The organism is Streptomyces sp. NPDC007896, from assembly GCF_042959425.1.
Classification (GTDB): Bacteria; Actinomycetota; Actinomycetes; order Streptomycetales; family Streptomycetaceae; genus Streptomyces.
On sequence record NZ_JBIBKX010000018.1, the window covers coordinates 32,727 to 49,740 of the forward strand.

The following is a 17,014-nucleotide window of genomic DNA, read 5'->3' on the forward strand; positions in this document are numbered from 1 at the left end:
GTGGCGTCAGCGACGCTCCCGCCGACCGGCGTCGGCCATCCGATCGACCAGCCGGTCGGCCATCCGGTCGACCAGCCACGCGGTCGCCGGTATCACCGCCAGCGCGGTGCACCAGCCGCCGAGGACGTCGGTCGGGTAGTGCGCGCCCAGGACGACCTGCGCCCAGCCCATGACGGCGCCGGCAACCAGCGCCGTGGCGAGCACGAGTGACGTGCCGGCCGTCCTGCCGAGGCCGAGCCGACCGGTCGCGAGCAGCGCCGCCATGAGGGCGAGCGCGGTGGCGAAGGCGGTGTGCCCGCTCGGATAGGACAGGTTGTCGCCGTGGATGGTGCGCCCCACCAAGGACTTGAGCAGCGTCGTCGTCGCCACGGTCATGCCGACGCCGGCAACGACGAGCACCGCCGCGCGAGGACGCCGAAGCAGCAGGCAGCCCGTCACGGCGGCCACGACCAGCATCACCGATCCTGCGGGCTCCCCCAAGAAGTCCATGGCCAGAGCGACGTACCGCCACGGCGGCCGCGCACTGTCCGCCGTCGGCGCCCAGATCCGCGCGTCCACCATGCCGGGCTCGCTGTGGCCGGCGTACAGGACCCCGAGCACGACGACCACCAGAGCGGCGAGGGCCGCGATCGGCCCGAGCCACACGCGCAGCGATGGGGGAAGCACCGCGGGCGCCGACCGGCCGGTCACACGCCCACCGCGTCCGGTCGACCTGCGGTGCTCCGCTGATGCCCGCGCCGGCGACCGCGCCCCACGACGGCGGGGCGTTGTTTCCGGACGACTCCGGTGACCGTAAGTCCGGGCACGCCACGGCCCATGTGTCCGGTCAGTACCTCGGCTCCCGTGGAAGCCCGCACACCGTCGCAGACCATCCGGCAGATGCGATGCACCTTCCCCCTCCCGTCGGGGCCGACGCCATGTCACCCGCCGCTACCGCGATGCCGCGCCCCCGAGAACTACCCGCTGCCGCCGGTCGACGTGGCCTTCGGCTTCTCCCGGTGCCAACTCCCCACCAACGAGCCCCCGTCGTCCACTTGGCACCCTAACCAACAACGCGGTCGCGGCAAACCGCCGTCGGAAGGTCCGCGTGTCAACACTGCGCGAATTTTGCTTCTGGATGGTTCTCCGCATCCACCTGTCGCATCCACCGGAAACAGGTCGAACCTATGCCCATTCCCGAGAAGCCGCAGGTCAGACGGCCTGTCGGACCGGCTCAAGAATGGCGACGCTCCACATGATGCGTCATCGGAAACACGTCGCTCGCCCCGCGACCGGGAAAGCCCGCAGGTCAGACAGGTTTTCCCGGCCCGATAGACAGGCCGCGGGACGCCCGGAGCGTCAAATGAACGTCACGACCGACGCACGTCGGCCCCTTCGAATCCCTGTCGCTGGAGCAGACCAGGAGAGCTACGGCGGTCCGTCAGCGCGTGGTTCACCGGCCGGTGACCACGATCTCGCGCTTGAGGATCTTGCCGGTGGGTCCCTTGGGGAGGTCGGCTGTGAAGGTGACGATCCGGGGATACTTGTACGCGGCCACCCGGTCCTTGACGTGGTCACGGATCTCCTCGGCCGTGGCATGGGCACCGGGCCGGAGCGTGATCACCGCTGCGATCTCCTCGCCGTGGACCGAGTGCGGCACGCCGACGACGGCGGCCTCGGCGACGGCCGGGTGCTCGTACAGCACCTCCTCGACCTCGCGCGGGTAGACGTTGTAGCCGCCGCGGATGATCAGATCCTTCTTGCGGTCGACGATGAAGTAGAAGCCGTCCTCGTCGACACGCGCCAGATCACCGCTGTGGAACCATCCGTCGCGGATCGCTCCCGCCGTGGCCTCCGGGCGGTTCCAGTAACCGGTCATCACGTTCTCGCCGCGGATCGCGATCTCGCCGACCTCGCCAGGGGGCACCGCGGCGCCGCCCTCGGCGACAAGCCTCATCTCGACCCCGCGGACAGGCAGCCCGATCGAGCCCGCCTTGCGCGGGCGGTCAGGGTGGTTGAACGCTGCGACCGGCGATGTCTCGGAGAGTCCGTATCCCTCCAGTACGGTGGCGCCGAAGCGCCGCTCGAAGCCGTGCAGCACCTCGACCGGAAGCGCGGCGCCGCCCGAGACGGCCAGGCGCAGCCGGCCGGCGTCGAAGCCTTCGGGGAGCTCGGCGTGGAGCAGCGCCGCGTACATCGTCGGCACGCCGAGAAGAACGGTGACCCCGTCACGGGCCGTGATCTCCAAGGCGCGCTGCGGCTCGAACCGCGGCAGCAGGGTCAGTGTGGCGCCGGCCGCGACGGCCGTGTTGAGCGCGCAGGTCTGGCCGAAGGCGTGGAAGAGGGGCAGGCCGCCGAAGAGCACGTCGTCAGGTCCGACCTGAAGCAGTGTCTCGGCCGTGGTGGCGGTGTTGGTGGCCAGGTTCCGGTGTGACAGTTCGGCCCCCTTCGGCGTCCCGGTCGTGCCCGAGGTGTAGAGGATCAGGGCCGGGTCGTCATCGGTCCGGTCGACGATGCCGGGCATCGGTGCGCGGGCCCGCAGCAAACGGTCGAAGGCCAAGGGCTCGGTCATCAGGCATTCGGTTCCGGTCTCGGCGGCGGCCTTCGCCACCTCGTCCGCGAACAAGGGGAACACCAGCGCGATCTGGGCCCCGCAGTCGCGCAGCGTGAAGGCCACCTCGCGGGCTTTGAGGAGCGGATTCATCGGCACGACCACACCGCCGGCCCGCAGGATGCCGTAGTAGAGGACCGGGAACAGCGGGACGTTGGGCATGGTCAGCGTGACGCGGTCGCCGGGCCGCAGGCCGCGGTCGCGCAGGAGGGCGGCGACTCTGGCACTCGCGTCGTCCAACTCGGCGTAGGTGAGCGTGCTGTCGTCGTGGCGCACGGCAATGCGGTCGCCCTGGGCCGCGGCGGAGTCCACCAGGAACGAGGCGAGGTTGGTCATGAGGGCAATCTCCTTGAGGTCGTCTCGGCCTGCGACGCGGCGCTGCGGGGTCGGATCACATCGCGCGGGGTGACCCCGTTGCGCGCGCCGTCGATACGGGGGCGGTGTGGGAAGGCCAGCCACAGTCGCAGGAGATGGCGCTTGAGTTCGGGCTGATCGTGGTCCTCGAACTCCGATCGCGCATACATGACCGTGTGGCTGTTGAGCAGCAGCAGATCGCCGGCCTGGAGGTCGATGTCGAGTCGGAACTCCGGGGAGCCGGCCACTTCGTCGATGAGGTCGAACAGCTCCACGTCCGCCGGTTCCAGGCGGGGCACCTGAGGGAAGCGCTGGGCGGATTCCAGGGAGCACCGGTTGTAGCGCATGCTCAGTGCCCCTCCCTGCCGGGTGGCGAGCGGGGCGGCCACGTATGGCGGCTCCTCGGGAGGATGCTCCTGCCGATGGTCGAAGAAGTACGTGCGGTACAGGCGCTCGGCCAGATCGGGGCGTAGGTCCAGCACCGCGTTGTGGACCGCCGCCGAGCTGACCAGGGAGGTGAGCCCCCCGGTGCGGGGCGTCCGCAGGGGCAGTAGCGCGAGCAGATCGGCCTCGTCGGTGTGGAACGGCAGCGCCGCCCGGGTCTCGTAGCCGCGTGTTGCCGGATCGGCCAGGTTGCGGCCGGTGTCCCGGACGTGGCCGAGCATGTGCCCGTCCGCGTTCTGCGGGACGGGACGCCCCAGGTACTGACCGAGGCCCCAGAACACCGCGCCGGCGGCCACTTCGCCCAGCTGCTCGACCGGGATGCCCTTGACGAGCGCGAACCCCCGGCCGTGCTCGAGTACGTCGCCGATGCGTTCCAACTCGCCGGCGAGCGTGGGGAGCGGGAAGTCGGCAGCTCTCAGCTTCAGCAGCGTGAGGTCGCGCCTGCGCGCCTCGCGCAAGGCGGAGTCGATCTCGGCGAGCTGGTGCGACGAGAACCGCAGAATCCACTCCTCGCAGTTCGTCAGATCGCCGCCCTGCCACACCCAGGGGCCCGAGCAGGGCGCGTGCAGCGCCTCACCTTCGTCCGTCGTACTGGTCATGTGCGCCTCCGTAACCGTCACGGGTTCACCGACCCGGGGCGGTCGCCACGAACGGACCGGGCCGGTGAACGGGCGCCATGCTAGGTTGCCCACCCACGCCCATGCTTGTCCTGGCGTGACATGAGACTTATCTTCTCGGGACACAGCGGCGACACAGCCTTGGAGCGTGCCCATGAGGCCCCTGGTCCGCACCGCAGCCCTCAGCGGGTATGTCGAACTGTGCCGCTCGCTCGGCATCGATCCGCAGGCGCTGATGAAGCGCGTGGGGCTGGACACCGCCGCCCTCTCGGTCCAGGACCGGTGGATCTCCGGCGCGGCCGCGGTCCAGGTGCTGGAACTGTCGGCGGCCGCCTCGGGTCACGAGGACTTCGGAGTGCTCCTCGCGGGGTTCCGACGTTTTTCCAATCTCGGCCCCATCAGCCTGGTCGTCCGCGAGGAACCCGACGTGCGGAGCGCTTTGGGGATCTTGATGCGGCATGAGCACATGTACAACGAGGTCCTGCACACCCGACTGTCCGAGGGAAACGGGCTGGCCACGCTGAAGGTCGACCTGCGGCTCGGCGAGGTGATGGAAGCCCGGCAGGCGACGGAGCTGGCAGTCGCCGCCTACCACCGGGTCCTGTGCGAGTTCCTGCCCCCCCGGTGGCAGCCGCTCTCCGTATGGTTCAGGCGCCCTGCCCCGTCGGATGCCAGAACGCACCGGCGCGTGTTCGGCCCCATCGTGGAGTTCGGCCGCGAGTTCGACGGCATCGTCTTCTACGCCGACGGCCTCGACGCGCCCAACGCGATGGCGGACCCACTTCTGCGGGAGTACGCCCGCCACTACTTCGAGGCGATCGCAGTCCCCAGGGACACCACGGTCGCGGACCGGGTGCGAGAGCTGATCGAGGTCCTGCTGCCGACCGGGCGCTGCTCGATCGAGCAGGTCGCACGCAGCCTCGGGGTCGACCGGCGCACCGTCCACCGGCACCTGGCCTCCTCGGGCGAGACGTTCTCCTCGCTCCTCAACGCCACCCGCAGGCATCTCGCCGAGCAGTTCGTGGCGAACCCGCGGCGCTCACTGACGGAGATCTCCGACCTGCTGGGCTTCTCGTCGCTGAGCGCGTTCTCGCGCTGGTTCCGTGAGCAGTTCGGGTGCAGCCCGAGGGCGTGGCGCAGCCGCGGGAGCCGACGGCCGACCGACCGGGACTGATACCGCGAGCGGCGCCGACGGCGGGCCGTGCTGTGCCGGCTCATGCTGCACGGCCAGGGGCGATGTCCCCAAATGACAAGTCAACCGTCCCTGAGCGTCAAGCAGCGCCTGATACGCGGCCCTACCTTGGCAGCACCGCAGACAGACGCGGTCGGCCGCCGGAGGAGAGCCGTGGTACTCCCCCTGTGCACGCTCCCTCCGGACCGGCCGAGCGTACCGGGGTTGCCCATGCGCCCGCTGTTCCCCCGGTGACCCGCATCGATCCTCGCCGCACATCCCAGGCCCTCGCATCGCACTTGGCGATGCCCCGGCGAGTGATCACCGATCCGACGAAGGAGACGGACCGTGCACTTCCACGACGACTCACTACTCCCGGAGAACCAGGAGAAGCTGGTGATCCAGGCCGCTCCCTACGGGCCGGAGTGGCTTCCCGGGGACGCCGACGACCTTCCCCTGACCATGGACGAGCACGTACAGGCGGCCGTCGACTGCTACAACGCCGGCGCCACCGTGCTCCACATCCACGTGCGCGAGCTCGACGGCAAGGGCTCCAAGCGGATGTCCAAGTTCAACGAGCTGTTGGGCCTGCTGCGTGAGGCCGTGCCGGACATGGTTCTGCAGATCGGCGGCTCGATCTCGTTCGCCCCGGAGGACGAGGGCAGCGAGGCGAAGTGGCTGAGCTACGACACCCGCCACCTGCTGGCCGACCTCACCCCCGCGCCGGACCAGGTGACGATCGCGATCAACACCAGCCAGATGAACATCGTCGAGATCATGACCGACGACGACTTGGAGGGCACCTCGATCGCGAAGCCCGAGTACTACAGGGCCTACCGCGACATGGTCGTCGAGGCGGGCCCGGACTTCTACCTGGAGCACCTCAAGCGCCTGCACGCGAACGGCATCCAGCCGCACTTCCAGCTCGCCACGCTGGCCCAGCTCGAAACCGTGGAGCGGCTCATCCGAGCCGGTGTCCACACCGGTCCGCTGATCCTCAACTACGTGGCCATCGGCGGCGGTTTCGCGGGCCGTCACCCGGCCGACCTGATCGAGTTCGTCCGCCGCACCCCGGACGGCGCCGTCCTCACCATCGAGAGCTCCATGCGGGCCGTGGCGCCGATGAACGCGATCGGCATCGCGCTCGGCGTGCACGTGCGCGTGGGCAACGAGGACAACCTGTGGCGGCGCAAGGGCGAGCGCATGACCACCGTCGAGCAGGTCGAGCAGATGGTGCGGATCTCCGAGGCGCTCGGCCGCGACATCGCGACCGGCGCCGAGGCCAAGAAGATCTACAAGCTCGGCAAGTACTACTCGGGCGCCGACGAGACGCTGGCCCGCCTCGGCATGGTGCCGAACCGCCGTGCCGGTCAGCGCGGCTTCATGCTGCGCGACGTCTGATCCGCGACGTCCGATCACGGCACGGGGCCACCGCGCCGCCGCGCATCCGCGCGCACCCACGGGGCCGCCGGGACCACACCCCCCGGCACCGGCGGCCCCCTCCTCTCCTCCCACGAACTCTCCTCCTCACCTCCCACGAACAACGGAGCACACCCATGGCTCACGCCATTCGCTTCAAGGAGCCCGGCGGACCCGACGTCCTGCGCTGGGAAGAGGTCGTCGTCGGCGACCCCGGCCCGGGCGAGGTACGGATCCGGCACGAAGCCGTAGGACTCAACTTCGCCGACACCTACTTCCGCAGCGGCCTGTATCCCGCGCCGCTGCCCGCCGGACTGGGCGTCGAGGCCGCGGGTGTGGTCGAGGCGGTGGGCGAGGGCGTCACCCACGTCGCCGAGGGCGACCGGGTCACGTACACCGGAAGCCCGCTCGGTGCCCACAGCACGGAACGGGTCATGCCCGCCGACTCCCTGATCCGGCTGCCCGACGGCATCGGCTTCGAGACCGCCGCCGCGATGACCATGCGCGGTCTCACCTCCGCCTACTTGTTGCGCAGGATCCATCCGCTGAAGGCCGGGGACACGATCCTGCTGACCGCGGCGGCGGGCGGTGTCGGCCTCATCGTCTGCCAGTGGGCCAAGCTGCTCGGGCTGACCGTCATCGGCACCGTCTCCACCGAGGAGAAGGCCGAGCTCGCCCGCGCCCACGGCTGCGACCACGTCATCCACTACCAGCGCGAGAACGTGGCCGAGCGGGTGCGCGAACTGACCGACGGCGCCGGGGTCCCGGTCGCCTTCGACAGCGTCGGCCAGACCACCTACGCCGCCTCGCTGGCCTCGCTCCGGCGCCGCGGTCTGCTGGTCTGCTTCGGTACGGCCTCCGGACCGGTCCCTCCCATCGACGCCATGCAACTGGCCGTCAAGGGCTCCCTGTTCGTCACCCGGCCGGCGCTCGCCGACTACATCGCCGACCCCGCGGAGCGGGCAGAGCTCGCGGGCGAGCTCTTCGACCACGTCGCCTCCGGACGCATCGCCATCGAGATCAACCAGCGGTACGCGCTCGAGGACGCCGTACAGGCGCACCGCGAGCTGGAGGGGGGACGGACCACGGGTTCGTCCGTCTTCGTCCTCTGAGTCCCGCTGGATCACGCGCATCACCACCCTCTCCAGGAGGAAGCACCATGGAAAAGACTCTCGCTGCTGCGCAGGGCGCGCCCGCGTTGGTGCGCGCCCACTCCCGCGGCTCGATCAAGGTCGAACCACTGACCTGCACCATCGGCGCCGAACTCGCCGGCGTGAACCTCGGCGACGCCTCGCGCGACGACGACCTGTTCGCCGAGATCAAGGCCCTGCTCCTGCAGTACAAGGTCCTGTTCCTGCGGGACCAGGACATCACGCGCGCCGAACACGTCGCCTTCGCCGAGCGCTTCGGCCCGCTGGAGGACCACCCGGTGGCCGGCAGCGACCCCGACCACCCCGGCCTGGTACGCATCTACAAGGACCTGGACAGCGCGCCGGAGCACTACGAGAACGCGCTGCACACCGACGGCACCTGGCGTGCGAACCCGTCCATGGGCGCCGTACTGCGCTGCGTCGTGTCGCCCCCGGTGGGCGGCGACACGATCTGGGTCAACATGGCCGAGGCCCACCGCCGACTGCCGGAGCACACCAAGACCCTGATCCAGGGGCTGCGGGCGCGGCACAGCATCGAGGCCACCTTCGGCGCCGTCATGCCGCAGGAGAAGCGTCACGCGCTGAAGGCACAGTTCCCCGACGCGGAGCACCCGGTGGTGCGCACCCACCCCGAGACCGGCGAGCAGATCCTCTTCGTCAACGCCTTCACCACGCACTTCGTCAACTACCACACGCCCGAGAACGTGCGCTTCGGGCAGGACTTCGCCCCCGGTGCGGGCCTGCTGCTGAACTACCTGATCAGCCAGGCCGCGATCCCCGAGTACCAGGTGCGCTGGCGCTGGACGCCGAACAGCGTCGCCATCTGGGACAACCGCTCCACCCAGCACTACGCCGTCCAGGACTACTGGCCCGCCGTCCGCCGTATGGAGCGCGCCGGGATCGTCGGCGACAGACCGTTCTGACCATTCCTTCAGAAGCACGTGAGGTGATGACAATGGAGTTGCACACCACTGCTGAGCCCATCCCGGACACAGAGACGAAGGTCTCGTCCGGATGGCCCGTGTCCCGACGCTATGCCTGGGTGGTCTTCGCCCTGAGTTTCGGCCTGCTGCTGTCCGACTACATGTCCCGGCAGGTGCTCAACGCCGTCTTCCCGATGCTGAAGGCCGAATGGCTGCTCTCCGACGCCCGGCTGGGCTCGCTCAGCGGCATCGTGGCCCTCATGGTCGGCCTGCTCACCTTCCCCATGTCGCTCATGGCCGACCGCTGGGGCAGAGTGCGGAGCCTGCTGCTCGCGGCGACGCTGTGGAGCGTGGCCACCCTCGGCTGCGCGGTGTCGGCGAGCTACGGCCAGATGTTCACCGGCCGCCTCTTCGTCGGCATCGGTGAGGCGGCATACGGCAGCGTCGGCATCGCCGTCGTCCTGAGCGTCTTCCCGCTCACCCTGCGGGCCACTCTCTCCGGTGCCTTCATCGCAGGCGGGGCCTTCGGCTCGGTGCTGGGCGTGTCGGTCGGCGGTGCCCTGGCCCAGCAGTTCGGCTGGCGCTGGGCGTTCGGTGCCATGGGCATCTTCGGCCTCGTGCTGGCCGCGGTCTACGGCTGCGTGGTCACGGAGAAGAGGCTGGCGCCGCAGGCGAGTTCCTCCGACGTCAAGAGCGACGCCGGCCGACGCGGCGGCCTGCGCACGCTCCTGCCGCAGCTGTTCTCCTCGGTCTCGGTGATCAGCGCCTACGTCGGCAGCGGACTCCAGCTGTTCATCGCCGCCGCGCTCATGGCCTGGCTGCCCAGCTACTTCAACCGCTACTACGACATGCCCACCGCGAAGGCCGGCGCGACCGCCGGAGTCTTCGTCCTGATCATCGGCATAGGCATGATTGCCGGCGGGATCGCCTCGGACCGGATCGCGCGGGCGTTCCCCATCCGGAAGTGGGCCGTCGCCATCGCCTGCAGCATCGGCTCGTTCGTCCTGCTCATGGCCGCGTTCCGGCTGCCGGCCGGCCCGCCGCAGTTGCTGGCGCTGGCGGCCGGAGCCCTGCTGTCGGCCGGGACGGCCGGTCCCGCCGCCGCCATGGTGGCCAATCTGACCCCCGCGTCCATCTCCGCGACGGCCTTCGCCACGCTCACTCTGGCCAACAGCCTGCTCGGACTGGCTCCCGGGCCCGCGGCCACCGGCGCGCTCGCGGACAGCATGGGCCTGCTCGGCGCGCTGCGGATCGTCCCGCTGACGGCGCTCGCGGCCACCGTGGCATTCCTGATCGGCCGCCGCTACTACGACCGTGATCTGCGCCGCCTGACCGGGCTCGCCCCCGTGGCGCGGCCCAAGGAACCGGAGCCGTCCTCATGAGCCGTACCACCGAGGCGGTCCTCGTGATCGTTCCCGGCCTGCGCGACCACGTCGAAAAGCACTGGCAGACCCTGCTGGCCAACCGGCTCGCCGAGAGCGGGCGTACCGTCCGCACAGTTCCCCCGCTGACGCAGGACCAGCTCAGCCGCGAGGCCCGTGTGGCCGCACTGGACAAGGTGATCACGGAGATCGCGGGGCCCGTCGTGCTGGTCGCCCACAGCGCCGGTGTGATCACCACCGTCCACTGGGCCCAGTGGCACGAAACCCAGGTACAGGGGGCGCTGCTGGTGACGCCGCCGGACTTCGAGAAACCGCTGCCAGAGGGCTACCCCACTCCCGAGGTGCTCGACGAGAACGGCTGGACACCGGTGCCCCGCTCGCCGCTGCCCTTCCCCACCATCGTCGCGGCCAGCTCGAACGACCCCCTGGGCAGCGTCGAGAGCGTAGCCGAGCTGGCCCGCAGCTGGGGCGGACGCCTGGTGGAACTCGGCGAGGTCGGCCACCTCAACCCCGCCTCCGGCTACGGCCCCTGGCCGCGCGCGGACGAACTGCTCAGCGAACTCGAAATCGAAACCGGGCTCGGCTGAGCCCCGCCCCCCCCATGCAGCCCCCGCGAAAGGCAACGATGAACACCGACTCCGACCTGCTGTGGTCTCCCACTCACCGTGAGCTGGAGGACTCCAACGTCGCCTGCTTCATGGAATGGGTGAGCGAGGTGCGGGGGCTGCACTTCTCCGACTACGCCGAGCTGTGGCGGTGGAGCTCCACCGACCTGCCCGGCTTCTGGTCGGCGGTGTGGGAGTTCTACGGGCTGGACGCGGTCACCCAGTACGACGAGGTACTGGGCGATGCGTCGATGCCGGGCGCCAAGTGGTTTCCCGGCGCCCGGCTGAACTTCGCCGAGCGGTGCTTCGCCCAGGCCACTGACGCCCGCCCGGCGCTGGTCGGCGTGACCGAGGGTGGCCTGCCCGTGGAGACCGCGTGGCAGGAACTGCGCATCCAGGTCGGGGACGTCGCGGCGGCCCTGCGCCGGATGGGCGTGGGGCCCGGCGACTGCGTGGCCGGATACCTTCCCAACCTCCCGCAGGCCGTCGTCGCCCTGCTGGCCACGGCCGCCGTCGGCGCCGTGTGGACAGCGTGCTCACCGGACTTCGGCACGCCCAGCGTGCTCGCCCGCCTGCGGCAGGCGCGGCCGGCCGTCCTGGTGGCCGCGGACGGATACCGCTACGGCGGCAAGACGTACGACAGACGCCCGCAGGTCGCCGAGCTCGCGGACGGGCTTCCCACCCTCCGTCACATCCTCGCGGTCGACAACCTCTTCACGCCCCCGACCGAGCCGTGGTCGGCGCGGCCCGGGATCGAACAGCACGTCTGGTCCGCGCTGCCGGCCGCCGAATCGCCACTGGAATTCGCCGACGTGCCCTTCGACCACCCGTTGTGGATCCTGTGGTCATCGGGGACCACCGGAGTACCCAAGGGGATCGTTCAAGGTCACGGCGGCATCGTGGTCGAACTGCTCAAGGCACTCGGCCTGGGCTCGGATCTGCGCGCCGCCGACCGCTACCTCTTCCTCACCTCCACGAGCTGGATGGTCTGGAACTTCCTGGTCGGCGGCCTGCTGCATGGCAGCACGATCATCCTGTACGACGGCAGCCCCACCTTTCCGGACGTCAACGGGGCCTGGCGGATCGCCGAACAGACCGGCGCCACCATGGTCGGCGTGGGCGCGGCCTATCTCGCCGCCGTGGAGAAATCGGATACGCATCCCGTGGCCGAGTTCGGTCTCGGACGGCTGCGCTCCATACTCCAGACCGGATCGTCCCTACCGCCCAGCACATGGCGTTGGGTCTACGACCGGCTCGCACCGAACGTCTGGCTGCAATCGATCTGTGGCGGTACCGACGTCTGCTCGGTGCTCGCCGGCGGTTCTGCCCTGCTGCCCGTACGCGTGGGCCGTATCCCATGCCCCTCGCTCGGCGTCGCGCTGGCCTCGTGGGATCCCGACGGGCTCCCCCTGACAGGTGAACAGGGCGAGTTGGTGGTGACCGCGCCGCTGCCGTCCATGCCCCTCCGCTTCGTCGGCGACCCCGACGGCGCCCGCTACCGGGCCAGCTACTTCGACACCTACCCCGGCATCTGGCGGCACGGCGACTGGGTCACCGTCGACGAAGACCTGTCGGTCGTCGTCGCCGGCCGCTCCGACTCCACCCTCAACCGCATGGGCGTACGGATGGGCTCCGCCGACATCTACGCCGTCGTCGAACAGCTCCCCGAAGTCGCCGACAGCCTCGTCATCGGTGTAGAACAGCCGGACGGCGGCTACTTCATGCCACTCTTCGTCGTGACGGCAGGCGGCATCGCCCTCGACGACGCGCTGCGCGAGCACATCGCCACAGTCATCAAACGCCGATTGTCCCCGCGCCACGTGCCCGACGTGATCGTGCCGATCCCCGCCGTCCCGCGCACGCTCACCGGCAAGAAGCTCGAAGTACCCGTCAAGCGCATCCTGCAGGGTTCCCCTGTCATCGACGTCAGCAGCGAAGGATCAGTCACCCACTCCGAGATGCTCGCCTGGTTCGCGGACTTCGCGGCCCGTTCGGCGCCGGACAGGTGAGCGCACTGGCACCCGCCGCAGCGATACCGGCTGCCTCGCAACGCCGCCGCCGACAGCCGCACCGAGCACCAACGCCGGGACGCGGAACTGGCGGGCTGCATACGGGCGATCTTATGGAACACGCTGGACGCGCGCCTGCGCCAGGAGTGCGGGGTGCCCCTGGGGAGCCTGAGCGTGCTGCTGGCCGTCTCGACCACGCCCTCCTGCCGCGTGCAGGACATCGCAGGCGCACTGGCGATCACGGTCGGCGGAGCGAGCCAGGCCGTCGACCGACTGGAGAAACTGGGCCACTGTCTGCGCCGTCCCAACCCAGCGGACCGGCGCTCCTCACTCGTCGACCTCTCCCCCAGCGGCAAGCGGCTGCTGGAGACCGCCAGCTCCGTGTTCGACCGAGAACTCGACACCCACCTGCGCAAACCCCTCTCCCAGAGCGCGCTCGCCCACCTCGCGCCCGCCCTCGCCACCTTGCGCGATTCCGCCGCCCGACACAGCGAAGCAGCCCGGCGACCACAACGGTCACCGGGCACCCAGACCAGCCCACCACCGCCCTGACCTGCGCCTATTTACGCGTCAGAGTGGTCAGAGGCCCTTTTCAGCGGGCTCAAGGATCGCGACGCACTCCACGTGATGCGTCATCGGAAAGAGATCGAACGCCCGCAGCGTCCGTACCTTGTACCCGCCGTCGCGGAAGTACCCGAGGTCGCGGGCGAGCGCCGCCGGGTCGCAGGCGACGTACGCGATGCGGCGGGCGCCCAGGGAGGAGAGTTGCTCGACCGTCTTCTTGCCGGCGCCGGCGCGGGGCGGGTCGAGGACGATCAGGTCGACCTCGGTGATGCCGGTGCGCGGGAGGACCGACTCGACCTTGCCCTGTTCGATGCGGACCCGCTCGAAGGCGGCGAGGTTGTGCCGGGCGTCCTCGACCGCGCGCTTGCCGGACTCGATGCCGAGGACCGCGCCCTTGTCGCCGAGGCGGTCCGCGAGGGCGCCCGCGAAGAGGCCGACGCCGCAGTACAGGTCGAGCGCCATCTCGCCCTTGCGCGGCATCAGGCCCTGCATGACGGCCTTGACCAGGGTGTCTGCCGCCATCGGGTGGACCTGCCAGAAGCCGCCGCTGCCGACGCGGTACGTACGGCCGTCGGCCCGCTCGCGCACGAACGCGCGGCCGTGGACGCGGTGGATGCCGCCGTCGTGCTCCTCGACGCGCATCACGGAGACGGGCTTGTCGAGCTCCACGAGGGGCAGTCGGGCGCCGGGGCGGGGCTCCAGGATGACCATGCGGTCCTGGGAGCCGATCGCGGCGATCGCGTCGACCGAGGCCATGCCGGACCAGTCGCGCTCCTCGATACCGAGTTCGCTCACGCCCGTCGCCGCGATCATGCAGTGCTCGATCGGCTCGACCTCGTGCGAGCGGTGGCGGCGCAGTCCGGCGTTGCCGTCCGCGTCCACGGCGTACTGCACGCGCGTGCGCCAGGCCGGGACCTCGCCGGCGGGCAGCTTGTCGCCCTCGGCGGGCATCACCGTGCCGTCCCAGCCCGCCTCCTCGGGCGTGAGGCCCGCGAGCCGCTGCAGCTGCTCGGCGATGACCTCGCCCTTGAGGCGGCGCTGCGCGCCCGGCTTGGCGTGCTGCCAGTCGCAGCCACCGCACCGTCCGGGGCCGGCGTAGGGGCAGGGGGCTTCGACGCGGTCCTTGGACGCCGAGAGGATCGTCACCGCGTCCGCGCGCAGGAAGCGCGCGCCCTCCTCGCCCTCCGTGACACGCGCGACGACGCGCTCGCCGGGCAGGGCGTGCCGGACGAAGAGGACCTGGCCCTCGGCCGTACGGGCGATGCAGTGCCCGCCATGGGCCACGGGGCCGATCTCGACCTCGTACTCCTCCCCCACCAGCGATTTCTTCGGTTCTGCCTGCATGGCGGGGTGACTCCAGATGCGAAAGGGGATGAGGAAGGGGTCGCGGAACCGCGAACGGCCGGACAACAGCCCACCAGTCTACGTGGACGTTGCCCGGCCGCTCACCACGAAGCCGTCGGCCCTCGCGGTCGCAAGGCCGTCAGCCCTTGGTGTTCGAGGACTCCTTCGGGCGCTCCTCCGCCGGACCACGGCGCACCGCACCCGGCGCGTTCCACTCCTGCCGCTTGCGGGCCCGGTTCCTCGCGACCTCCGAGGACTCCAGCTGGTAGGGCACTGAGGTGACCATCACACCGGGCGTGAACAGCAGCCGGCCCTTGAGCCGCAGCGCGCTCTGGTTGTGCAGCAGGTGCTCGTACCAGTGGCCGACCACGTACTCGGGGATGATGACCGAGACCGCGTCGCGCGGGGACTCCCGGCGCAGGCCCTTCACGTACTCGATGACGGGCCGGGTGATCTCGCGGTACGGCGAGTCGAGGACCTTCAGCGGTACGTCGATGCCGCGCCGCTCCCACTCCTCGCGCAGTGCCTTGGTCTCGGCCGGGTCGACGTTGACGCTGAGCGCCTCGAGGGTGTCGGAGCGCATCAGCTTGGCGTAGGCGAGGGCACGCAGGGTCGGGCGGTGGATCTTGGAGATCAGGACCACGGAGTGGACCCGGGAGGGGCGGACGCTGTCGTCGGAGGGCCCCTCGGGGGCGGCGATCTCCTCGGCGACGCGGTCGTAGTGCTTACGGATCGCGCTCATCGTCGCGTAGAAGATCACCATGCCGAGCAGGGCGACCCAGGCGCCGTGCGTGAACTTGGTGACGAGGACGACGACCAGCACCAGGCCGGTGAAGAAGGCGCCGAAGGCGTTGATCGCGCGGGAGCGGATCATGTGGCTGCGCTTGGCCGGGTCCTTCTCGGTGCGCAGGTGGCGGTTCCAGTGCCGGACCATGCCGGTCTGGCTGAGCGTGAAGGAGACGAAGACGCCGACGATGTAGAGCTGGATCAGCCGGGTCGAGTCGGCGCCGTAGATGACGACCAGGAGCGTGGCCGCGCCCGCGAGCAGGACGATGCCGTTCGAGAAGGCGAGGCGGTCGCCGCGGGTGTGCAGCTGGCGCGGCAGATAGCGGTCCTGGGCGAGGATCGAGCCGAGCAGCGGGAAGCCGTTGTACGCGGTGTTGGCCGCGAGGAACAGGACCAGCGCGGTGGCGGCGGCGAGCACGATGAACAGGAAGCTGCCCTTGCCGAAAACCGCCTCGGCGACCTGCGAGATCACCGGGTTCTGGACGTAGCCGGAGCCGATCGGCACGCCGTTGTGGATCAGGTCGGTGGCCGGGTTCTCGGCCATCCGGACCTTGGTCGACATGGCCAGGGCGATGATGCCGCAGAACATGGTGACGGCCAGCAGGCCCATCGCCGCGAGAGTGGTCGCGGCGTTCTTCGACTTGGGCTTGCGGAAGGCGGGGACGCCGTTGGAGATGGCCTCGACGCCGGTGAGCGCCGCGCAGCCGGAGGAGAAGGCGCGCAGCAGCAGGAAGACGAGCGCGAAGCCCGCGAGCCCCTGGTGCTCGGCCTTGATGTGGTAGTCGGCGGTCGGCGCGCGCATGGTGTCGTTCAGGACGAGCCCACGGAAGGCGCCCCACGCGATCATGATGAAGACGCCCGCGACGAAGACGTACGTCGGAATCGCGAAGAGCTTTCCGGACTCCTTCACTCCGCGCAGGTTCATCAGCGTGAGCAGCACGATGACGACGACGGCGCACAGCACCTTGTGCTCGACGACGAAGGGGACGGCGGAGCCGAGGTTCTCGATGCCGGACGAGATCGACACGGCGACGGTGAGGACGTAGTCGACGAGCAGCGCGCTGGCGACGGTGAGGCCGGCCCTGGGGCCGAGGTTGGTGTTGGCCACCTCGTAGTCGCCGCCACCACTGGGGTAGGCGTGCACGTTCTGCCGGTAGGAAGCGACCACCGTGAACATCAGCACGACGACCGCGAGCGCGATCCAGGGGCTGAAGTGGTAGGCCGACACGCCCGCGATGGAGAGGACCAGAAGCACTTCCCCGGGTGCGTAGGCCACGGAGGAGAGCGGGTCGGATGCGAAGACGGGGAGTGCGATGCGCTTCGGCAGGAGGGTTTCCCCCAGCCGATCACTGCGCAGTGCGCGCCCGATCAGGATCCGTTTGGGCACGTCGGTCAGTTTGGACACGCAGAGGATCGTAAGCGTTCGAACGGGGGGTCGCCCACCCGCCGCTCGACATCTGCTCTCCGAGTGAAAACGGGGAGGGGCTCCGTTGCGGATTCCGCGGCCGCACACTTCCGCATGCCTATATGACAAAGCCCCTGTTTATCCCACTATGGAGGTTCCATGCACGCGACCGCTGAGCTCATCGGCGCCACCGCAGGACTCGTCGGCCTCGGAATCCTGACTCTTCTCAGCGTGCGCAGCTTCAACCGCC

The 17,014-nt window shown here is 70.0% G+C and carries 13 protein-coding genes; 8 read left to right on the forward strand and 5 right to left on the reverse strand.

Features of this window, described 5'->3' with window-relative positions; genetic code table 11:
- Nucleotides 1-6 precede the first annotated feature (6 nt).
- The 3 genes from ACFZDJ_RS42425 to ACFZDJ_RS42435 form a co-directional block, all read right to left on the reverse strand.
- Nucleotides 7-690 carry a phosphatase PAP2 family protein gene (locus ACFZDJ_RS42425; protein ID WP_391067363.1) on the reverse strand — a complete coding sequence of 228 codons (684 nt, stop codon included), beginning with the start codon at nucleotides 688-690 and terminating at the stop codon, nucleotides 7-9.
- A 742-nt stretch (nucleotides 691-1,432) separates the two neighbouring features.
- On the reverse strand, nucleotides 1,433-2,926 hold the full coding sequence (locus ACFZDJ_RS42430; protein ID WP_391067366.1) for a long-chain-fatty-acid--CoA ligase: 1,494 nt from the start codon (nucleotides 2,924-2,926) through the stop codon (nucleotides 1,433-1,435).
- The gene (locus tag ACFZDJ_RS42435) at nucleotides 2,923-3,987 is read right to left on the reverse strand and encodes a TauD/TfdA family dioxygenase (RefSeq protein WP_391067369.1); all 1,065 of its coding nucleotides are present in this window, start codon (nucleotides 3,985-3,987) and stop codon (nucleotides 2,923-2,925) included. The genes ACFZDJ_RS42430 and ACFZDJ_RS42435 overlap by 4 nt, the downstream gene beginning before the upstream one ends.
- Before the next feature lie 172 nt (nucleotides 3,988-4,159).
- On the opposite strand from ACFZDJ_RS42435, the gene ACFZDJ_RS42440 reads away from it, so the two are divergent.
- The 8 genes from ACFZDJ_RS42440 (at nucleotide 4,160) to ACFZDJ_RS42475 (ending at nucleotide 13,217) form a co-directional block, all read left to right on the forward strand.
- Complete coding sequence (locus tag ACFZDJ_RS42440) at nucleotides 4,160-5,179, forward strand: AraC family transcriptional regulator (protein WP_054237144.1); 1,020 nt, start codon at nucleotides 4,160-4,162, stop codon at nucleotides 5,177-5,179.
- Between the two features lie 345 nt (nucleotides 5,180-5,524).
- The gene (locus ACFZDJ_RS42445) at nucleotides 5,525-6,577 is read left to right on the forward strand and encodes a 3-keto-5-aminohexanoate cleavage protein (protein ID WP_391067372.1); all 1,053 of its coding nucleotides are present in this window, start codon (nucleotides 5,525-5,527) and stop codon (nucleotides 6,575-6,577) included.
- Nucleotides 6,578-6,732: 155 nt separating this feature from the next.
- Nucleotides 6,733-7,707 (forward strand): quinone oxidoreductase, encoded by a 975-nt coding sequence (locus ACFZDJ_RS42450; protein WP_054237142.1) that lies wholly within the window; start codon nucleotides 6,733-6,735, stop codon nucleotides 7,705-7,707.
- 47 nt (nucleotides 7,708-7,754) lie between these two features.
- Nucleotides 7,755-8,669: a TauD/TfdA family dioxygenase gene (locus ACFZDJ_RS42455; RefSeq protein ID WP_054237141.1), complete on the forward strand. Its 915-nt coding sequence runs from the start codon at nucleotides 7,755-7,757 to the stop codon at nucleotides 8,667-8,669.
- A 98-nt stretch (nucleotides 8,670-8,767) separates the two neighbouring features.
- A complete protein-coding gene (locus ACFZDJ_RS42460) occupies nucleotides 8,768-10,051 on the forward strand; it encodes an MFS transporter (RefSeq protein WP_390936293.1) in 1,284 nt (427 codons plus the stop codon).
- A complete protein-coding gene (locus ACFZDJ_RS42465; protein ID WP_391067375.1) occupies nucleotides 10,048-10,638 on the forward strand; it encodes an alpha/beta hydrolase in 591 nt (196 codons plus the stop codon). The genes ACFZDJ_RS42460 and ACFZDJ_RS42465 overlap by 4 nt, the downstream gene beginning before the upstream one ends.
- 38 nt (nucleotides 10,639-10,676) lie before the next feature.
- Complete coding sequence (locus ACFZDJ_RS42470) at nucleotides 10,677-12,665, forward strand: acetoacetate--CoA ligase (protein WP_391067378.1); 1,989 nt, start codon at nucleotides 10,677-10,679, stop codon at nucleotides 12,663-12,665.
- Between the two features lie 153 nt (nucleotides 12,666-12,818).
- Nucleotides 12,819-13,217 carry a MarR family transcriptional regulator gene (locus ACFZDJ_RS42475; protein WP_390936299.1) on the forward strand — a complete coding sequence of 133 codons (399 nt, stop codon included), beginning with the start codon at nucleotides 12,819-12,821 and terminating at the stop codon, nucleotides 13,215-13,217.
- 27 nt (nucleotides 13,218-13,244) lie between these two features.
- Here ACFZDJ_RS42475 and ACFZDJ_RS42480 read toward each other — a convergent pair whose 3' ends face one another.
- Together ACFZDJ_RS42480 and ACFZDJ_RS42485 are read right to left on the reverse strand one after the other, a co-directional pair.
- Complete coding sequence (locus ACFZDJ_RS42480) at nucleotides 13,245-14,573, reverse strand: TRAM domain-containing protein (protein ID WP_391067381.1); 1,329 nt, start codon at nucleotides 14,571-14,573, stop codon at nucleotides 13,245-13,247.
- A 139-nt stretch (nucleotides 14,574-14,712) separates the two neighbouring features.
- Nucleotides 14,713-16,764 (reverse strand): APC family permease, encoded by a 2,052-nt coding sequence (locus ACFZDJ_RS42485; RefSeq protein ID WP_190172397.1) that lies wholly within the window; start codon nucleotides 16,762-16,764, stop codon nucleotides 14,713-14,715.
- Nucleotides 16,765-17,014: the final 250 nt, after the last annotated feature.

What these genes read in the sequence shown, in the direction of transcription:
- ACFZDJ_RS42430 (WP_391067366.1), bottom strand. Translation starts at nt 2,926, where the DNA reads ATGACCAACCTCGCCTCGTTCCTGGTGGACTCCGCCGCGGCCCAGGGC.
- ACFZDJ_RS42435 (WP_391067369.1), bottom strand. Translation starts at nt 3,987, where the DNA reads ATGACCAGTACGACGGACGAAGGTGAGGCGCTGCACGCGCCCTGCTCG.
- ACFZDJ_RS42440 (WP_054237144.1), top strand. Translation starts at nt 4,160, where the DNA reads ATGAGGCCCCTGGTCCGCACCGCAGCCCTCAGCGGGTATGTCGAACTG.
- ACFZDJ_RS42450 (WP_054237142.1), top strand. Translation starts at nt 6,733, where the DNA reads ATGGCTCACGCCATTCGCTTCAAGGAGCCCGGCGGACCCGACGTCCTG.
- ACFZDJ_RS42455 (WP_054237141.1), top strand. Translation starts at nt 7,755, where the DNA reads ATGGAAAAGACTCTCGCTGCTGCGCAGGGCGCGCCCGCGTTGGTGCGC.
- ACFZDJ_RS42465 (WP_391067375.1), top strand. Translation starts at nt 10,048, where the DNA reads ATGAGCCGTACCACCGAGGCGGTCCTCGTGATCGTTCCCGGCCTGCGC.
- ACFZDJ_RS42470 (WP_391067378.1), top strand. Translation starts at nt 10,677, where the DNA reads ATGAACACCGACTCCGACCTGCTGTGGTCTCCCACTCACCGTGAGCTG.
- ACFZDJ_RS42480 (WP_391067381.1), bottom strand. Translation starts at nt 14,573, where the DNA reads ATGCAGGCAGAACCGAAGAAATCGCTGGTGGGGGAGGAGTACGAGGTC.